The sequence below is a fragment of the Bacillus sp. Marseille-P3661 genome (genome assembly GCF_900240995.1).
In the GTDB taxonomy this organism is placed as follows: domain Bacteria; phylum Bacillota; class Bacilli; order Bacillales; family Bacillaceae_J; genus OESV01.
Genome location: NZ_LT965953.1, coordinates 1,092,057 through 1,111,653 on the forward strand (window position 1 = coordinate 1,092,057; position 19,597 = coordinate 1,111,653).

Annotated in this window: 21 protein-coding genes; all 21 read left to right on the top strand. The window is 35.7% G+C overall.

Features of this window, described 5'->3' with window-relative positions:
- Positions 1 to 9 precede the first annotated feature (9 nt).
- The 21 genes from spoIIIAC (at position 10) to spo0A (ending at position 19,575) form a co-directional block, all read left to right on the top strand.
- Positions 10 to 213, top strand: coding sequence for a stage III sporulation protein AC (spoIIIAC, locus tag C1724_RS05110; protein ID WP_102345632.1), 204 nt, complete (start codon positions 10 to 12; stop codon positions 211 to 213).
- A gap of 36 nt (positions 214 to 249) precedes the next feature.
- On the top strand, positions 250 to 639 hold the full coding sequence (gene spoIIIAD / locus C1724_RS05115; protein WP_258000358.1) for a stage III sporulation protein AD: 390 nt from the start codon (positions 250 to 252) through the stop codon (positions 637 to 639).
- A gap of 35 nt (positions 640 to 674) precedes the next feature.
- On the top strand, positions 675 to 1,883 hold the full coding sequence (spoIIIAE, locus tag C1724_RS05120) for a stage III sporulation protein AE (protein WP_102345634.1): 1,209 nt from the start codon (positions 675 to 677) through the stop codon (positions 1,881 to 1,883).
- A 4-nt stretch (positions 1,884 to 1,887) separates the two neighbouring features.
- The gene (gene spoIIIAF, locus C1724_RS05125; protein WP_102345635.1) at positions 1,888 to 2,511 is read left to right on the top strand and encodes a stage III sporulation protein AF; all 624 of its coding nucleotides are present in this window, start codon (positions 1,888 to 1,890) and stop codon (positions 2,509 to 2,511) included.
- A gap of 2 nt (positions 2,512 to 2,513) precedes the next feature.
- Positions 2,514 to 3,179 carry a stage III sporulation protein AG gene (spoIIIAG, locus tag C1724_RS05130; RefSeq protein ID WP_102345636.1) on the top strand — a complete coding sequence of 222 codons (666 nt, stop codon included), beginning with the start codon at positions 2,514 to 2,516 and terminating at the stop codon, positions 3,177 to 3,179.
- Positions 3,180 to 3,182: 3 nt separating this feature from the next.
- Positions 3,183 to 3,752, top strand: coding sequence for a SpoIIIAH-like family protein (locus tag C1724_RS05135; RefSeq protein ID WP_102345637.1), 570 nt, complete (start codon positions 3,183 to 3,185; stop codon positions 3,750 to 3,752).
- 325 nt (positions 3,753 to 4,077) lie between these two features.
- Positions 4,078 to 4,593: an acetyl-CoA carboxylase biotin carboxyl carrier protein gene (accB, locus tag C1724_RS05140; RefSeq protein WP_102345638.1), complete on the top strand. Its 516-nt coding sequence runs from the start codon at positions 4,078 to 4,080 to the stop codon at positions 4,591 to 4,593.
- A gap of 13 nt (positions 4,594 to 4,606) precedes the next feature.
- Positions 4,607 to 5,968, top strand: a complete 1,362-nt coding sequence (gene accC / locus C1724_RS05145; RefSeq protein ID WP_102345639.1) for an acetyl-CoA carboxylase biotin carboxylase subunit — start codon at positions 4,607 to 4,609, stop codon at positions 5,966 to 5,968.
- 41 nt (positions 5,969 to 6,009) lie between these two features.
- Positions 6,010 to 6,411: an Asp23/Gls24 family envelope stress response protein gene (locus C1724_RS05150; RefSeq protein WP_102345640.1), complete on the top strand. Its 402-nt coding sequence runs from the start codon at positions 6,010 to 6,012 to the stop codon at positions 6,409 to 6,411.
- A gap of 320 nt (positions 6,412 to 6,731) precedes the next feature.
- Positions 6,732 to 7,139 carry a transcription antitermination factor NusB gene (nusB, locus tag C1724_RS05155; RefSeq protein WP_102345641.1) on the top strand — a complete coding sequence of 136 codons (408 nt, stop codon included), beginning with the start codon at positions 6,732 to 6,734 and terminating at the stop codon, positions 7,137 to 7,139.
- On the top strand, positions 7,139 to 8,002 hold the full coding sequence (gene folD, locus C1724_RS05160; RefSeq protein WP_102345642.1) for a bifunctional methylenetetrahydrofolate dehydrogenase/methenyltetrahydrofolate cyclohydrolase FolD: 864 nt from the start codon (positions 7,139 to 7,141) through the stop codon (positions 8,000 to 8,002). The genes nusB and folD overlap by 1 nt, the downstream gene beginning before the upstream one ends.
- Positions 7,999 to 9,351 carry an exodeoxyribonuclease VII large subunit gene (xseA, locus tag C1724_RS05165; RefSeq protein ID WP_102345643.1) on the top strand — a complete coding sequence of 451 codons (1,353 nt, stop codon included), beginning with the start codon at positions 7,999 to 8,001 and terminating at the stop codon, positions 9,349 to 9,351. Before folD ends, xseA begins: the two co-directional genes overlap by 4 nt.
- Positions 9,348 to 9,587: an exodeoxyribonuclease VII small subunit gene (locus C1724_RS05170; protein WP_102345644.1), complete on the top strand. Its 240-nt coding sequence runs from the start codon at positions 9,348 to 9,350 to the stop codon at positions 9,585 to 9,587. The genes xseA and C1724_RS05170 overlap by 4 nt, the downstream gene beginning before the upstream one ends.
- The gene (locus C1724_RS05175) at positions 9,587 to 10,471 is read left to right on the top strand and encodes a polyprenyl synthetase family protein (RefSeq protein ID WP_102345645.1); all 885 of its coding nucleotides are present in this window, start codon (positions 9,587 to 9,589) and stop codon (positions 10,469 to 10,471) included. The genes C1724_RS05170 and C1724_RS05175 overlap by 1 nt, the downstream gene beginning before the upstream one ends.
- 760 nt (positions 10,472 to 11,231) lie before the next feature.
- A complete protein-coding gene (locus C1724_RS05180; protein WP_102345646.1) occupies positions 11,232 to 11,831 on the top strand; it encodes a hypothetical protein in 600 nt (199 codons plus the stop codon).
- A gap of 29 nt (positions 11,832 to 11,860) precedes the next feature.
- A complete protein-coding gene (dxs, locus tag C1724_RS05185; protein WP_102345647.1) occupies positions 11,861 to 13,765 on the top strand; it encodes a 1-deoxy-D-xylulose-5-phosphate synthase in 1,905 nt (634 codons plus the stop codon).
- A gap of 4 nt (positions 13,766 to 13,769) precedes the next feature.
- The gene (locus tag C1724_RS05190) at positions 13,770 to 14,585 is read left to right on the top strand and encodes a TlyA family RNA methyltransferase (RefSeq protein ID WP_102345648.1); all 816 of its coding nucleotides are present in this window, start codon (positions 13,770 to 13,772) and stop codon (positions 14,583 to 14,585) included.
- A gap of 264 nt (positions 14,586 to 14,849) precedes the next feature.
- Entirely contained in the window at positions 14,850 to 15,299 is a 450-nt protein-coding gene (ahrC, locus tag C1724_RS05195) for a transcriptional regulator AhrC/ArgR (RefSeq protein ID WP_102345649.1), read from the top strand.
- A 16-nt stretch (positions 15,300 to 15,315) separates the two neighbouring features.
- Positions 15,316 to 17,055: a DNA repair protein RecN gene (recN, locus tag C1724_RS05200; RefSeq protein WP_102345650.1), complete on the top strand. Its 1,740-nt coding sequence runs from the start codon at positions 15,316 to 15,318 to the stop codon at positions 17,053 to 17,055.
- A 141-nt stretch (positions 17,056 to 17,196) separates the two neighbouring features.
- Positions 17,197 to 18,495 (top strand): SpoIVB peptidase, encoded by a 1,299-nt coding sequence (spoIVB, locus tag C1724_RS05205; protein ID WP_102345651.1) that lies wholly within the window; start codon positions 17,197 to 17,199, stop codon positions 18,493 to 18,495.
- Between the two features lie 285 nt (positions 18,496 to 18,780).
- Positions 18,781 to 19,575, top strand: coding sequence for a sporulation transcription factor Spo0A (gene spo0A / locus C1724_RS05210; protein ID WP_142386519.1), 795 nt, complete (start codon positions 18,781 to 18,783; stop codon positions 19,573 to 19,575).
- Positions 19,576 to 19,597: the final 22 nt, after the last annotated feature.

The window sequence follows — 19,597 nt, forward strand, 5'->3', positions numbered from 1 at the left end:
GAGAAATAGATGGAATTCAATCCGAGTATTATTTTCCATATAGCAGGTATTGGAATAGTCATAGCATTCCTACATACGATATTAAAGCAAATGGGAAAGGAGGATTTTGCCCACTGGGTTACTTTGGTAGCTTTCATTTATATCCTATTTATGGTGATTACCAAGCTGCAAGATTTATTTACAAAAATAAAAGGTGTATTTTTATTTCAATAGCTTGGAAACATTTGTTGTAGATAGGAGGGGGCTATCATTGAAATTTTGCAAATAGTGGGAATTGCACTTATTACAACATTTCTTTCGCTGATTATTAAAGAACAAAAACCTGCATTTTCTTCTATGTTAGTTGTATTTGTAAGCATCGTCATATTTTTATTTTTAATAGACCAAATTTATGAAGTAATTCGAATGTTAGAAAGAATTGCTATCCATGCTAACGTAAATATGGTTTATTTAGAAACAATCTTAAAAATAATAGGAATCGCTTATATTGCAGAATTCGGAGCCCAAATTACAAAGGATGCTGGACAAGGAGCGCTTGCTTCTAAAATTGAAATAGCTGGGAAAATATTAATACTTGTCATGGCTATTCCAATATTAACAGTTATCATTGAGACAATTGTATCTTTGATACCTTCATAGAGGGTTCCTTGTTCGAGAAAGCCGAGGGGATATAAATGTACATATTCCGACAACTAAAAAAATTAAGAAACCGTTTAGTAATATTCATCGTTCTTTGTATGTCATTTTCACTTTTTCCATTAATCGTACAAGCATCTCCAACGGCTACTGACTTAGATAAAGGCTTTGTTGAGCAGGAAATTGAAGATTTAGGTATCGATAATGTTAAGCGGTTCTGGGATCAAATTGTCAATGAATATGGGGGTTTCCTACCTGAAAGTCAAAAAGGTAGTTTTATAGATTTTGTTAAGGGGGACAAGCAGTTTTCCGTACAAGAATGGTTAAATGGTATTGTAAAATTTTTGTTGTACGAGCTTATGGCAAACGGAAAACTTCTCGGTACCTTAATCATGCTAACAGTATTTAGCATGATATTGCAATCGATCCAAACGGCATTCGAGCAACATGCAGTTAGTAAAGTAGCTTATGCAATGGTATACATGGTGTTGATAATAATCGCATTAAATAGCTTTCATCTAGCTATTTCTTATACAGAAAATGCTATTGAAAATATGATTAACTTTATGATTGCACTTGTTCCTTTATTGTTAGCGTTAATTGCATCTCTAGGCAGTGTTGCTTCAGTAGCTTTTTTTCATCCTATAATCATTTTTTTGGTAAATACTAGTGGGTTACTAATTCAATATGTAACATTACCATTACTATTTTTGTCGGCCATCCTATTTATTGTAAGTACGTTAACGGACCATTATAAAGTTACTCAATTGGCGGGGCTTCTCCGAAATATTTCAATCTGGATGCTTGGTACTTTTTTAACAATATTCCTAGGGGTTATTTCAGTACAAGGAGCTACTGCATCTGTTGCTGATGGACTTACAGTGCGTACAGCTAAGTTCATTACTAATAACTTTATCCCAGTTTTTGGTAGAACATTAACAGACGCAGCAGACACTGTTTTAGGAGCATCAGTTTTACTTAAAAATACCATAGGTCTTGTAGGTGTAGCTATCTTGTTAATTATGGCTATCTTTCCAGCCATTAAAGTTTTAACACTTGCATTTATATATAAAATTGCTGCAGCATTACTGCAGCCGTTGGGTGGCGGACCCGTGATACAATGCTTAGACATTATAAGCAAAAGTGTTATTTATATCTTTGCTGCCCTTGCTATTGTATCTTTAATGTTTTTCTTATCGATAACTATCATTGTTAGCGCTGGCAATATTTCAATGATGATGAGGTGATGAAGTGGAATTCTTATATGAATGGATTACAAATATAATCTTATTTGTTTTATTAGCCATCATTATTGATTTGTTGCTACCTAACTCGAATATCCAGCGATATACCAAAATGGTAATTGGTTTATTATTAATTATCATTATTTTAAATCCAATTCTGAAAGTATTTAATACAGATATGGAAAATATCCTGAGTTCGATACAGCTTCCAGGTATTCAAGAAAAAAAAGAAGTAGAAAATTTGATAGAAAATAAGAAAAAAGAAATACAAGCCTCACAACGTGCATATATTTTAGAACAAATGGCTGTCCATATGAAATCAATTGTAGAGGAGGAATTAATGGTAAACCATGGCTATCAAATTGATACAGTTCAACTACAATTTGAGGAGGGAGAAGAAGAATTAACACAAGAACACCTTCAAACAGTTAAAGTGTTCATAAATAAGGTAGATACAGAATCTCAGCCTGAAAGTAGTATTCCAGTGATCAATGAAATAAAAATAGATACATCTCAGCCGCTTACCCAAATTGATCTTAAGTCTCTGACAGGTGTCCAGGAGTTATTATCAGAAACTTGGCAGATTGACAGAGAAAAAGTTGAAGTCGTAATGGAGGGAGGGAAGTCTTAGTAATGAACGAAAAAAATAAAGATTTTTTTACTTGGCTTAAAGGCTTGTTGAAAAAATCAGATCAAGAGCCTAAAGATAAGAAATATTCAAATTATGTATTACTAATATTAGGAATTGGAATTGCCTTTATGCTAATTAGCAACCTCTTACCTTCAAACGAAAAGGATGATTCAGCCGTTCCGGTTTTTGATGCCGCTCAATCAAACGATAATGAACAACCTGTCTTCGGACAAAAAAGTACTGAAGGTTCTAACGCCATAGCAGATTATGAAGCAGAGTATGAAAATCAACTTAAAGAAACACTGGATAGTGTTGTTGGGGTAGAAGATGTGACAGTCATGGTTAATCTTGATGCAACAGAATTAAAAGTATACGAAAAAAATACTGTTGTACAGACCCAAAAAACAGAAGAGGTTGATCGTGAAGGGGGAAAAAGAAACGTAGAAGATATGTCTCGTGATGAACAGGTTGTGATAGTTAGAAATGGTGAAAAAGAAACTCCTATTACTATAAAAACCGAAAAACCTGCGATAAGAGGAGTTCTGGTAGTGGCTAAGGGAGTTGATAATTTAAAAGTTAAGCAAATGGTTGTAGAGGCTGTTACTAGAGTGTTGGATGTACCAAGCCATCGAGTATCTGTTTTACCAAAAAAGACCAAGGGGGAATAATAAATGTTATTAAAAAAACAAACAGTATGGTTATTAACAATGTTAAGCTTAGTGATTGTGTTATCAGTGTACTATATTACTTCGCCAAATAAACCTACAGATGATTATGCATTAATGACAAATGAACAGAATGTTGAAGAAGAAGAAAGTCAAACAAATATGGAGGGAATGGAAGTTTCAATTGAGGAAATGGAAGAATCGATTGAAACTGGTATGTCTGCAGATGGTATGTTTACAGCATTACGCATGGCAATTGACGATCAAAGAGCGATGGAAAAAGAAGAGTTGCAGGCTATCGCTGCGTCTAGTGACGTAACCGCTGAAAAAAGAAGTGAAGCATTAGATAAAATGGAAGAGTTACATGCTCTAGCAACAAAAGAAGCGATATTAGAAACAATGATTCTAGCTAATGACAAATTTGCTGATGCACTTGTTAAAGCAGAAGAAGATCAGGTCCGTGTAATTGTAAAAGCTGCAGAAAGTACACAGAAAGATGCGAATGATATTATGCGACTTGTTCGTGATGAATTAGGTGAAAAACGAGTAGCGGTAGAGTTTCAACCTGTACAGTAGACATTGAGTTTAATCAGGTGGTGTACATTAGATTAAAGCTTTCGCAATAGAAATTTATATTGTATGATAAGAAAACAGGCTGTTAAGAGATAGCCTGTTTTTTCATGATCATAACACTCGTATATTAACTTTTGAATCGACACTGACTATAAAAAATTGCGGTTTTCGCAATAAAACAGTCAAAAAATTATGAATATGCTATGTGGTTGTTGAATTTAAAAGTGTGTCTATCGTATATTGTATATAATGGATTTTTTCCATTATTGAATATAGGTTTTATTGATTTATTACCATAAATTTACAAGTTATAAGGAGAGGAAGTATTTTGTTGAAAATTCAAGAAATTAGGGAACTTATTCGTTTACTTGATCAATCTAATGTTGATGAGCTTACCTATGAAACTGACGGCGGTAAGGTTAAATTAAAGAAAAATAATGTTTATACTACTAATCAAGTAGTCGTACCAGAGGTCGTACAAGCAGCACCAAGAGTACAAGCGGCAACAGTTCAAGAAGTAAAAGCTACTGCGCCTGTAGAACAGAAAGCAGAAACAGCAAAACAAGAAGAAAAGACTGCTAGCTCAAATGTCAATGATGCTAATTTACATAAAATTGTCTCACCAATGGTTGGTACGTTTTATGCTGCACCATCACCTGATGAAGCGGATTATGTTAAAACAGGTGATAAGGTAAAGGCTGCTTCAGTAGTTTGTATCGTTGAAGCTATGAAATTATTTAATGAGATTGAGGCTGAAGTAGAAGGGGAAATCGTCGAAATTTTAGTGAAAAATGGTCAACTAGTTGAGTATGGTCAACCATTGTTTCTTGTGAAGCCGGAATAGGGGGCTGCTGTAATTGATAAAAAAACTACTTATTGCTAATCGAGGAGAAATTGCTGTTCGTATTATTCGAGCTTGTAAAGAACTAGGGGTGGAAACTGTTGCCGTCTATTCTGAAGGAGATAAAGATGCACTTCATGTACAATTAGCGGATGAAGCATATTGTATCGGACCAGTTGCATCTAAGGACAGCTATTTAAATAAAACGAATCTAATTACAATTGCAAAACTAACCAATACAGAAGCAGTGCATCCAGGATACGGGTTTTTAGCTGAAAATGCTGACTTTGCAGAGCTTTGTCGTGATAGTAATGTTACATGGGTGGGGCCTAGTCCTGAGGCCATTACTAAAATGGGTACTAAGGATGTAGCACGTGAAACGATGCGTGCTGCTGGTGTACCTGTTGTTCCAGGTTCTACTGGAATCGTTGAAAGTATTGAAGATGCTAAAAAAGTTGTAGAAGAAATTATTGGTGGTTATCCTGTTATTATTAAAGCGACAGCAGGTGGCGGCGGAAAAGGGATTCGTGTTGCTCGGGATGAACAGGAATTAATCAAGGGAATTAATGTAACCCAAAAAGAAGCAGCAGCTGCTTTTGGAAATCCAGGTATCTATTTAGAAAAGTTTATTGAAGATTTCCGTCATGTTGAAATTCAAATATTAGCTGATAACTATGGTAATGTTATTCACTTAGGTGAACGCGATTGTACAGTACAGCGTAGAATGCAAAAATTACTTGAAGAAACCCCATCACCTGCAATTGATGAACAGTTAAGAGCGGAAATGGGAGAAGCAGCTGTTAAAGCAGCTCAGGCTGTTCATTATTCAGGTGCTGGTACTGTAGAATTTATTTATGACTACCGTAAGAAGCAATTTTATTTTATGGAAATGAATACACGTATACAAGTTGAGCACCCTGTTACAGAACTAGTCACAGGAGTAGACTTGATAAAATGGATGATTAGAATTGCATCAGGTGAAGAATTAACCATTAAGCAAGAAGATGTTAATTTTACCGGTTGGGCAATAGAATGCCGAATTAACGCGGAAAACCCTGATAAAAACTTCATGCCATCACCAGGCGAGGTGAAAATGTATCTACCACCAGGCGGATTTGGTATCCGTGTTGATTCAGCTGTATACCCAGGTTATAAAATTCCGCCATTTTATGATTCTATGGTTGCAAAATTAATCTCATATGGAGCAACTCGTGAAGAGGCAATTGCTCGCATGAAACGTGCATTAAGTGAATTTGTAATAGAAGGTATTGACACAACCATCCCTTTCCATTTACGATTATTAAATCATGAGAAGTTTGTTGAAGGGGACTTCAATACAAAATTTCTTGAAATTTATGATTTAACTGAGCAGAAATAGCAAATAATGGAGTAAAAGGCTGTAAGAAGGGAGATGTTTGAATGTCTGAAAATCAAGTCATTGATATGACAGAGCACTCTACAAGTCTTGGGAAAGTTGAAATTGCCCCGGAAGTTATTGAAGTGATTGCTGGATTTGCTTCATCTGAAGTAGATGGCGTTTCATCAATGCGAGGGAATTTTGCTGCAGGTGTCGTTGAGCGTTTAGGTAGAAAAAATCACGGTAAAGGCATTAAAGTAGAGCTTGGTGAAGACGGAATCGTGATCGATGTTTATGTAGTCATGTTGTTTGGAGTTTCGATCCCTGATGTAGCCAAGAAGATTCAAGATAATATACGACAAGCATTATTAAACATGACAGCTCTTGAGGTTAATGAAATTAATGTCCATGTTGTTGGAATTCAATTTGACCAAAAAAATGATGAGGACGTGCATGAAGACTAGGCTACATGCTAATATAAAGTGTAGAAGTATATGGTCGGAATAAATTCCTCAAATTTTACGTAAAGCCAGGGAAAATAATCTTCCTGGCTTTTTTTATAATGTGTTTAAATATTTTCTAATTAGTGTTTCAAGGCCCAAATTCAAAAAAAGGCCTTTTTTATGGTATGATCTTTTTAGATCACAATAGCTTATTCTTCAAAAGCATCATTTTGAAAAAGACATACTGTATTAATCATCATGAGTTTGTGAAAATAATCGCTTAAAGGACTCGATAATCAGTTATAATGTGTAATGAAACCGAAAGGAAAGGAAGTTAATAGATGAAAAGAAGAACAGCAAGAGAAAAAGCATTACAAGCTCTCTTTCAAATTGATATGAGTCAAACTGAGCCAAATATTGCGATAGAGAATGTCTTAGAAGGCGAAAACGGGAGTCCATTTTTAAATGATTTAGTATTAGGAACAATAAATCATTTACCAGAAATTGATAAATTGATTTCAGATAATCTTGAGAAATGGTCTATAAGCCGTTTAGGGAATATTGATCGTGCTATTTTACGGATAAGTACATATGAAATGATGTTTCAAGTCGACATACCACATAATGTATCGATAAATGAAGCAATCGAGTTAGCCAAGAGTTTCGGCGATGATGAGTCTAGTAAATTCATTAATGGAGTACTATCAAAAATAAAAACAACACTTGAATCTAAACAGGGGGAAGTATGATGACAGCACAAATTATAAGTGGTAAAGAAATTGCCAGTCAATTGCGAGCAGAAATGAAAGAAGAGGTTAAAGTATTAAATAGTAAAGGATTAAAACCAGGACTGGCTGTAATTATAGTTGGCGACGACCCTGCCTCGCATTCATATGTAAAAGGAAAGAAAAAAGCTTGTGAAGAAGTAGGTATATATAATACCTTAATTGAACAGCCAGCGACAATTACAGAGGATGAATTATTAGCCCAAATCGATGTGTTGAATGAAGATCCTTCAATCCATGGTATCCTTGTTCAATTACCACTTCCTAGTCATATTGAAGAGAAGAAAGTAATTGAGAGAATTATACCGGAAAAAGATGTGGATGGATTTCATCCGATAAACGTCGGACGAATGATGACTGGCCAACAAGCCTTTATTCCATGTACACCATACGGAATTTTAAAAATGGTTCAATTGCAAAATATCGAGATTGAAGGTAAACATGTAGTAGTTGTTGGTAGAAGTAATATTGTTGGAAAACCTGTAGGTCAATTATTTTTGAATGAGAATGCAACTGTTACATATTGTCATTCAAGAACAAAAAACTTAAGTGAAATAACAAAGCAGGCTGATATCTTAATTGTTGCAGTTGGTAGAGCTAATTTTATTGGAAAAGATCATATAAACGAAGGCGCTGTTGTCATAGATGTTGGGGTAAATCGTTTAGAGTCAACAGGAAAACTATGTGGAGATGTTATTTTTGACGAAGCTAAAGAAGTTGCAAGTTATATTACTCCGGTTCCAGGTGGAGTTGGTCCTTTAACAATTACAATGTTATTACAAAATACAATCCAGGCAGCAAAACAAACTCAAGGTGTTTGTTCATGACCGAAAGAAAATTCCTAACGGTTACTGCTTTAACGCGTTACTTAAAAAGGAAATTTGATACGGATCCACATCTTCAAGATGTTTGGATAAAAGGTGAATTATCAAACTTTAAGTGGCATAGCCGTGGGCATATGTATTTCACCTTGAAAGACGAAAATTCAAGAATACAAGGTGTTATGTTTGCCAGTGATAATCGGTTATTAAAGTTTAGGCCTGAAAATGGAATGAAAGTTCTAATTAATGGAGAAGTAACGGTCTATGAGTCTTATGGTCAATATCAAATATACGCTAAGGATATGCAACCGGATGGGATTGGTAGCCTTTATTTAGCGTATGAGGAATTAAAAAGAAAACTAGAGTTTGAAGGGTTATTTGCACAGGAACGTAAGAAACTGATACCAAAATATCCTCAAAGTATAGGCATAATTACATCTCCTACAGGTGCTGCGATTCGTGATATCTTAATAACATTAAAGAGACGCTATCCGGTTGTCCGAATTAGCGTGCTCCCTGTTCTAGTTCAGGGGGAAATGGCTGCGCCGTCAATTGCAAAAGCTATACAACAGGCTAATAGTACAGGAATGTTTGACGTTTTAATTGTAGGACGTGGCGGAGGTTCAATCGAAGATTTGTGGCCTTTTAATGAGGAAATAGTAGCACGGGCAATTTCGGCATCAACTATTCCAATTATCTCAGCTGTTGGTCATGAAACAGACTTTACTATAGCTGATTTTGTAGCCGATCTACGGGCACCTACACCAACAGGTGCTGCCGAATTAGCTGTTCCGCATATCGAAGAGTTAATGGAAAGAATTCAAGAGCGTAAAGCACGGCTTCTTAGAACGATGAAAGATAAATTAAATGGTGAAAAAAAGCACCTCCAACGTTTACAAAAGTCTTATGCATTTCGCTATCCTAGACAACTTTTGAATCAAAAGGAACAAGAGCTAGACCGACTACTTGAACAATTTATGAAAGAAACCAACCGAAAATTAACCACAGAAAAAGAGCGATGGGATCAGCTAAATAAACGGCTAAAAAAGGCTCATCCTTTTGGACAGATCCACAGATCCAATGAAAAACTGCAGCTAATGGTAAGAGATCTGGAAAAACTTATAAACGCTCTTGTAACTAAAAAGAGACTTGAAATGAGTAATGAAGTATCGAAGCTAAATGCCTTAAACCCGTTAAGAGTTATGGAGAGAGGCTATAGTTTAACCTATAGGGAAAAGAAAACGTTAGTAAAATCTGTAAAACAAGTCCAACCTGGTGATCCTTTAAAGATACAATTAAAGGATGGTTATTTGGATTGTCAGGTTTGGGGTATTGAGGAGAGTGAGAATATATGAGTGAAGAAACCAAAGTTACGTTCGAAGAAGCGATGGAAAAACTAGAAAATATAGTAGGAAAGCTTGAAGAGGGCGATGTCCCATTAGAAGCCGCAATTGCATATTTTCAGGAAGGAATGGCTTTATCCAAAATTTGTCATGATAAGCTCATTAAGGTAGAAAAACAAATGGAGCAAATATTACAAGAGGATGGAGAAATGAAGCCTTTTATTATGGGGGAGGACGAAACGGAATAATGGATTTCGATTTTAAGGAATATATGAAGACTAGGAAAAGTTGGATAGAAGAAATGCTTCCAACCTATATTAGGGATCTTTCGGCACCTGAAATTATTAAAGAATCTATGATCTATTCCTTGGATGCTGGTGGAAAACGAATCAGGCCGATCCTACTTTTTGCTACATTGCAGGCGTTTAACAAAGATGAGCGACAAGGTATTGATGTTGCTTGTGCACTTGAAATGATACATACATACTCGCTTATTCATGATGATTTACCAAGTATGGATAATGATGATTTAAGAAGAGGTAAACCAACCAATCACAAAGTATATGGTGATGCCATTGCTATTTTGGCAGGTGATGGTTTACTAACTCAGGGATTTGAAGTAATTTCTAAATCTACCTATATATCACCTGAAATAAAAGTGAATTTAATCTCAAGATTAGCTTTTGCTGCAGGACCAGCTGGAATGGTTGGTGGACAAGTAGCTGATTTATTAGGTGAGAACAAAGAATTAACAGTTGAAGATCTTCAGTATATACATGAACACAAAACCGGCAAACTACTAATATTCCCAGTGTTAGCTGGTGCTATTATAGCAGGAGCAACAGAAGAACAATTAGTATACTTGGAACAATTTGCGAACCATTTAGGGCTTGCATTCCAAATTAAAGATGACATACTGGATATTGAGGGTAATGAAGCACAAATTGGCAAGCCTGTAGGAAGCGATGCTGGGAATGATAAAAGTACGTACCCAAAATTATTGACGCTCTCGGGTGCCAAAGAAAAATGTGAATATCATCTAAACGAATCGAAAAGATTCTTGGCTAAAAGCCAAATAAATTCTGAGATTTTGTTACAAATTGCAGATTATATTGTAAACCGCGATCATTGAGAACTTCGCTATTATATGATAATATTATGTATGAATTTGGAGTGGTGCAGTATTCTAGTCAGCCCACCGACTCTGAAGGCGGGCCTAAAAATCCGCTAAAGGGCACATCGATGAAGTTCCTTGTGTCGGCTTGAGGCGCCCAGCCTTGGGTTGATGCTGGGAGTTAAGGTTGGAGGGCGATCCACAAAGGCATGTGGGCGTTGACCCTTCTTCCGCGGAGGCCCATTTGCGTAGGAGAAGTTAGCTACCAATTCTATGGGATGGGGTATGAACCTGTAATTGCAAGCTGGGAAGCGTGCAAACAGCGTAGCCTGCCTTGAGTGGAGTAAGAGGGGATTATGGCTAAAGCATATAGATTCCGAGTAGGCCGCTCGAACTTTATGAGACGATTCCATATGAAATCTTCTCTGCAAAAGAGGCTAGGAGTAGGTTAAAGGCTGTTGAGGAAAACTCCTAGACTGTTCTAGATGACGTATAATGGGGATTATAGTGCGGACTAAGTGGTAATCCAGTCTAACCGCTGGTGACACGGTTAAGGTGAGTTTAAAGGGAAACCGCCAATGTGGCAACGCTAGGTACTTGCTTGGGAAAACCTACTGGACCTAAGCCGCAGTTTTTACTCATTATATGACCACTTCACTACATACGGTAAATCGTGGACGAATACACCAATGATAAGTTGACAACAATGTATTTTTTTACTTCGGATTTATGCGCCATAATAATTATTTTTTTACCTATAAGGAGATTTATCATATAAATGAAACAATTGTTGTCTAAATCGATACGCTTTAGTATAGGTATTGCCGTTATCACATTTGTGTTAGCGGCTATTTTTACAATTGTATCCACACTTATGTTAAATGGTGTACAATGGGGCATTGGTATGTTAATTGTTCTTTTTATTGTTTTTGTGGGTATTTTCTTTGATATGCTTGGAATAGCAGCAACGGCAGCTGACGAAACTCCTTTTCATGCAATGGCCTCTAAAAAAATAAATGGAGCTAAGCATGCGATGTTAATTACGAGAAATGCAGACCGCTTTGCAAGTTTTTGTAATGATGTAATCGGCGATATATCTGGAATAATTAGTGGTACTGCTACTGCAATAGTGCTTATTCAATTAACGACAGGTTTAGGGTATAATGAAGATTCAAGCTTTCATTACACTACATCTGTAATATTTACAAGTATAGTTGCAGCTCTAACAGTAGGAGGGAAAGCTTTTGGTAAATCAATTGCTATCAAATATTCAACTGATATTATATTTCACGTGGGACAACTATTTTATCTAATCGAGGACAAATTAAATATAAAAATCCTTCCCGGAAAAAAGGAATCTAAAATAAGAAGTCGTTAAAGTCTTGAAATGAAAGTGAGTGGGTTTCTATGAATTTAGAAACATTTAAAGATCCTAAAGCAATTAAAAATCTATCCGAGCAGCAATTAGAGCAATTGGCAGAGTCGATTAGGCAATTCCTAATTGAAAAGCTTTCTAAAACAGGTGGTCATTTAGGACCCAATCTAGGTGTGGTTGAATTAACTATTGCCCTTCATAAAGTGTTTGATAGTCCAAAGGATAAATTTCTATGGGATGTTGGTCATCAATCATATGTTCACAAAATCCTAACAGGGAGGGCATCGGACTTTAATACCCTTCGACAACATAAAGGTTTATCAGGCTTTCCTAAAATTTCTGAATCTGAACATGATGTATGGGAAACTGGACATAGTTCTACCTCACTTTCAGGTGCAATGGGAATGGCTATTGCAAGAGATTTGAAAGGTTCCAATGAAATAATTATCCCTATTATTGGTGATGGTGCTTTAACTGGTGGAATGGCTTTGGAAGCGTTAAATCATATTGGAAGCGAAAAGAAAGACATGATCGTTATCTTAAATGATAATGAAATGTCGATTGCTCCTAATGTTGGTGCACTTCATAATGTTTTAGGACGTTTGAGAACAGCCGGCAAATATCAATGGGTTAAAGATGAATTGGAATATATACTGAAAAAAATACCTGCTATTGGTGGGAAGGTTGCTGCAACAGCTGAGCGATTAAAAGATAGTCTAAAGTATCTTCTTGTTTCTGGTGTGTTCTTTGAAGAAATGGGTTTTACATATTTAGGCCCTGTTGATGGGCATAACTTCAATGACCTTCTAGAAAATTTTCAATATGCTAAAAAGACAAAAGGTCCTGTTTTAATTCATGTAATTACCAAAAAGGGAAAAGGATATCAGCCAGCAGAAACAGATACAACTGGTAAATGGCATGGAGTAGGACCTTATAAAATTGAATCAGGAGAAGGGCTAACCCCGGTTAATACTGCACCTGCCTGGAGTAAGGTTATAAGTGACACAGTCCTTAAAATAGCTAGGGAGGATCATCGCGTAGTTGCTATTACTCCTGCTATGCCAGTAGGGTCAAAGTTGGTAGACTTTGCTAGGGAGTTTCCTGACCGTTTTTTTGATGTTGGAATAGCAGAACAACATGCAATTACAATGGCAGCCGGATTAGCAACCCAAAAATTCAAACCGTTCTTGGCTATTTATTCAACATTTTTACAGCGCGGTTACGACCAAGTCGTACATGATGTTTGTCGTCAAAATTTAAATGTATTTTTCGGTATTGATCGTGCAGGTTTAGTAGGCGCAGATGGAGAGACGCATCAGGGTGTGTTTGATATTGCTTTTTTAAGACATATTCCAAATTTAGTTATTATGATGCCTAAGGATGAAAATGAAGGGCAGCATATGGTTAATACGGCAATTAATTATGAAACGGGTCCGATTGCTCTTCGTTTTCCTAGAGGAAATGGATTAGGTGTTACGATGGATAAAAAGCTTAAAGAAATACCTATTGGTTCCTGGGAAGTATTAAAGGAAGGTGTCGACGCTGCGATTTTAACATTTGGTACAACAATAGAAATGGCGCTGGACGCAGCGAAACAATTACAATTAGAAGGAATAAGTGTAAAAGTGGTTAACGCTCGTTTTATTAAACCATTAGATGAAAAAATGATGCATGAGATTTTGGGCAATGCCATGCCAATCCTTACAATTGAAGAAGCAGTTATGCAAGGCGGATTTGGAAGTGCAGTTTTAGAGTTTGCTCATGATTACGATTATAAAAATATAAATATTGCAAGAATGGGAATACCTGATCAATTTATCGAACACGGAAGTGTTACAAAATTACTAGAAGAGATAGGTTTAACAACAGCGAATGCTGTGGAAAAAGTACGCTTGTTAACAAGAAAACAATTATCTAAAAAGCAGAAAAGGGCTTAAATTAATGAGTATAAAGAAAGAAAGAGTAGACGTTATTCTTGTAGACAGAGGATTGTTTGAAACAAGAGAAAAAGCAAAACGGGCGATCATGGCAGGAATTGTTTATTCTCCTGAAGGAAGAATTGATAAACCGGGTATAAAAATTGAAATAGCGACCCCTCTAGAAGTAAAAGGAAAAGTAATGCCCTATGTTTCTAGGGGCGGTTTAAAGCTTGAAAAGGCACTTGAGGTGTTTGCGATCAATATTAATGATCGAATTGTTTTAGATATAGGAGCATCAACGGGTGGATTTACTGATTGCGCATTACAAAATGGTGCTAAATTAGTATATGCTCTTGATGTTGGCTATAACCAGTTAGCATGGAAACTCCGGCAAGATCCGCGTGTAATTGTTATGGAACGGACAAACTTTCGCTATGTAACAAAAGATCAATTAACCCAAGGCCAACCAAACTTTTCAACAATTGATGTTTCATTTATTTCGTTAAAATTAATCCTACCTGTATTGAAAACATTATTGGATAATGATAGCGATGTGGTAACGCTTGTAAAGCCACAATTTGAAGCAGGTAAAGATGAGGTAGGTAAAAAAGGTATTATTAGAGATCCCAAAATTCATATTAAAGTTCTAAAAGAGATAACAGATTTTGCACTTTCGTTAGGGTATAGTGTAAAAAATGCAACCTATTCACCTATTACAGGCGGAGAAGGAAATATTGAATTTTTATTACACTTGAAGTGGCATGAGAATGCTGAAAGTAATATTGATGAAAGCATTGATCCAATAAAAATTGTCGAAGAAGCACACCGGGCTTTGTAGGTTACCTTAGGATAACATAGTGTTATCCTTTTTCTATTGCTGAGTGAGTGTTGAATAATTTTTTCTAGAGGTATAGGAGTTTTTTTGTGATCTCGGAATGTATAATAAATGATTATGAACTGTTCCATCTTATCTTTTGAAAGAAGGGTGTATAGCAAGATATAGCAGAAATAAATGTACAATTTGGACTAAATCGTTTAACATAGAATCATGTATAAAATTGCATTATGTTATATAAAAATGCATTTATTGGGGTGTTAAATGATGAATAAAGGACAAAGGCATATTAAAATTAGAGAACTTATCTCGAATAATGAAATAGAAACACAGGATGAGTTAGTGGACGAGCTGAAAAGTGCAGGGTATAACGTAACGCAAGCTACAGTCTCTAGGGATATTAAAGAATTACATCTTGTAAAAGTACCTTTACCAGATGGGAGATATAAATATAGTTTACCTGCGGACCAAAGGTTCAATCCATTGCAAAAACTAAAAAGATCATTAATGGATGCTTTTGTAAAAATTGATTCAGCTGGACATTTGCTTGTTATGAAAACCTTACCAGGTAATGCCAATGCAATAGGAGCTCTAATTGATAATCTAGATTGGGATGAAGTATTGGGCACTATCTGTGGTGATGATACAATTTTAATTATATGTAGAACAACGGAAGATACGGAAAAAATAGCTAATAGATTTATTGAAATGCTATAAAAAGGTGTGGTTATATATGCTAGCAGAGCTTTCGATAAAAAATTTTGCAATAATTGAATCTTTATCTATTTCCTTTCAGAAAGGATTAACGGTTTTATCTGGTGAAACGGGGGCTGGTAAATCAATCATTATAGACGCAATTAGTCTTGTTGTAGGAGGTCGGGGCTCCTCTGAGTTTGTACGGTATGGTTGCTCAAAGGCGGAAATTGAAGCTTTATTTTTACTAGATGATGACAAACATACAAGTATAAAAAAAGCAGAAGAGTTAGGTATAGATATCTCTGATGGAATGCTTGTTGTTCGCCGTGATATTTTAACGAGTGGTAAAAGTGTATGTAGAATTAATGGTAAATTGGTTACACTCGGCATACTTAGAGAAGTAGGTCGAACATTAATTGATATCCATGGTCAGCATGAACATCAGGATTTAATGAATGAGGATCGACATTTATCGTTAATCGATGATTATGATCCGAATGAGGTTTTTTCATCTTTAGAAGAATATCAACGGCTATATCAAACATATTCAAAGTTAAATAAACAATTAAAAAATCTTAACGATAATGAACAACAAATGGCCCATCGCCTTGACCTAATTCAGTTTCAATTGGATGAGATTAAAAAGTCGGAGCTTTCGCCAGGTGAAGAAGAAACACTTATTGAGGAAAGATTGCAGCTATCCAATTATGAAAAAATCCATACAGCAACAAGAGCTGGTTATGAAGCTCTTTCAGGTGAGCATCGAGGTATGGATTGGGTTGGACTTGCCATGAGTCATCTTGAAGATGTTTCCTCCCTCAATAATCAATTAAAAGCAATATTTGAAAGTATATCGAATAGCTATTTTTTACTTGAAGAATCAATGTATGCTTTGAGAGACCAGCTTGACCAGCTTGAGTTTGATCCGCAAAGACTTAACTATATAGAAGAACGCTTGAATGAGATTAAAATATTAAAGAAAAAATATGGTCAGTCAATTGAAGAAATCCTTGAATATGGCGCTCAAATAGAAGATGAAATCGATCAAATCCAGAATCGAGAAGATCACTTGGAAAGATTACGCCAACAACTTAAAGAAATTCAAAATGATTTAATTGTTGAAGCAGACCACTTATCTAAGAAACGCCAGGAAGTTGCTCAATTGTTAAAAAATGCAATTCATAAAGAGCTTAAAGATTTGCATATGGATAAAACAATTTTTGAGGTGAATTTCTCATTAGTGAATGGGAAAAAACAAGATCACCATCTAGTATATAAAGGGCAGCATATTGAATTTTTAAGTAATGGTATTGATAAAATTGAGTTTTTAATTTCAACTAATCCTGGTGAACCTCTAAAAGCTTTATCTAAAATAGCGTCCGGTGGTGAGTTATCTAGAATAATGCTTGCTTTAAAAAGTATCTTCTCAAAAAATCAAGGGATAACCTCTATAATATTCGATGAAGTGGATACTGGGGTAAGCGGACGTGTTGCACAAGCAATGGCAGAAAAAATTTATAAAATAGCAAAAGGGTCACAAGTATTATGTATCACCCATTTACCTCAGGTTGCAGCGATGGCGGATACACATCTTCATATAAAAAAAGAAAGCAGTGGAGACCGCACAAGGACTTTTACCAAAGAATTAAATGAAGAAGAAAAAATTAAGGAAATTGGTCGAATGATTTCTGGTGTTGAGATAACAGACCTTACTAAGAAACATGCACGTGAATTGCTACAATTGGCAGAACAAATAAAAACCTCCTCCGTTTGCTAATCAAATTTTTTAACTGTAAGAGCTATCCAAAGAAGGATAGCTTTTTTCATTTTGCACAGTTATAAATGAAGATGATGAGGGCAAAATGATAACTGTAGCCATAAAAAAATGGTGTGGGATGGAGCGAGGAGAGTGAAATGATTGAAAGTAGAATGGCTTAGAAAAATAGTTGGTTTATTTCTCCTTGTTCTTTTAATTGGAATTGGCTTTTCAAAACCAATTCAAGAATATGTTTCAATTCCAAAAGAGATAATTCTATTTGAAGGACAAGAGGCAGCTATAACATCTTTACCAGTCTTTTCACAATCAAATAATGATGCTATTTACTCGCTAGCAGATCATGGTGAGAATACGCTTTCTATAAAAGGAGAAGAAAGCGGTGAAGAACAGATGCTGTTACAAATGGCAGATTTTCCTGTGAAGAATGTAAATATAAAAGTCCTTCCAGACTTTAAAGTAATCCCAGGGGGCCAATCGTTGGGGGTAAAATTAAACACGTTAGGGGTTCTCGTTGTAGGACATCATTTGATTGACACCGAAAAAGGACAGGAATCACCTGGGGAAGTAGCTGGAATTGAAGTCGGTGACATTATTATGAAAATTAATGACCAACCGATAAAAAAAATGAGCGAAGTAGCTTCTTTTGTTGAGGAAGCTGGAGAGAATGGTAATTCTTTAAAGTTACTTGTTAAGCGCGACGAAAAAGAATTTGAAACAGAATTAACACCTATTAAAGCTAAAAATGAGTTTCATTATCGAATGGGCTTGTATATAAGAGATTCAGCTGCAGGCATTGGTACAATGACATTCTACCACCCTGAATCAAAAAAATATGGAGCTTTAGGTCATGTCATTTCTGATATGGATACTAAAAAGCCAATAGTAGTACATGATGGACAAATAGTACGATCAACTGTTACTTCAATTGAGAAGGGTGCAAATGGAAACCCTGGTGAAAAACTAGCACGTTTTTCAAATGACAAAGAAGTAATCGGCAATATTACTCGAAATAGCCCATTTGGTATTTTTGGTGAATTAACAAAGGGAATAAAAAATGGTGTGCTTGACGAAGCTTTACCGATTGCATTATCACATGAGGTAAAAGAAGGCCCAGCAAAGATCTTAACGGTTGTTGAAGGGGATGAAGTACAAGAATTTGATGTGGAAGTTGCAAGTACTGTACCTCAAAAATTCCCCGCAACTAAGGGAATGGTGATTAGAATAACCGATAAAGAATTGTTGGATAAAACTGGTGGGATTGTTCAAGGGATGAGCGGTAGCCCGATAATACAGGATGGGAAAATTATTGGGGCTGTAACGCACGTGTTCGTAAACGATCCAACCTCTGGTTATGGTGTTCATATTGAATGGATGTTAAATGAGGCAGGCATAAATATTTATGCAAAAGATCAAGAGGATAAAGAGAAAAAAGCGAGTTAATTGACTCGCTTTTTTCTCTTTATCTTTATTTAAAGTTCATTTAAAGCATATTAAGCTGATTTCTTATTTGTAGGTTTAGCTAAACTCAATAGTTTTTGGAATATTCAACAAAAGTAGAATTTTGTTATCTAATGACAGATGCAGTCGAAAATAAGAGCATTTTAAAGAAAACTCAAGATTTTCCAGTATTTTTATGAAATTTTTTAAAAATTTAAAGGATTTAAGATTGCATTGTCGAATGTATGAGTTAGAATATAAGTAGAGAATATTGGTACTGAGGAGGAAATTCGTGTGTTAAAAAAAATAAAGGTGTGCTTAGTGGATGACAATCGCGAACTAGTTTCGCTTTTAGAAGATTATTTGACAAATCAAGAGGATATTGAAGTTATTGGTACAGCCTATAATGGCCAAGAATGTCTAAATTTATTAGAAAGTCATGATCCTGACGTACTTGTATTAGATATTATTATGCCACATTTAGATGGCTTGGCGGTATTGGAAAAAATGCGTGACTTAAATAAAAAGTCATTTCCTAATGTCATTATGTTGACAGCCTTTGGACAAGAGGATGTAACAACAAAGGCAGTTGAGCTAGGTGCTTCGTATTTTATATTGAAACCATTTGATATGGAAAATTTAGCAAACCATATACGTCAAGTTTCAGGTAAATCAACTACATTTGTTAAACGTCCTGTCGTTACTAGAACACCTGTAGAACCAAAGACCAAAAGTCTAGATGCCAATATTACTAGCATTATCCATGAGATTGGAGTACCAGCCCACATTAAGGGTTACCTATACTTAAGGGAAGCTATATCAATGGTATATAACGATATTGAATTACTTGGATCAATTACAAAGGTTCTATATCCAGACATTGCAAAGAAATATAACACAACTGCTAGCCGCGTTGAACGTGCAATTCGACATGCGATTGAAGTAGCTTGGAGTCGCGGGAATATCGATTCGATTTCATCATTATTTGGTTACACAGTAAGCATGTCGAAAGCCAAGCCTACGAACTCTGAGTTTATTGCGATGGTAGCTGACAAGCTTAGATTAGAGCATATGGCATCTTAATATTAAAATTGTAATATGGGGA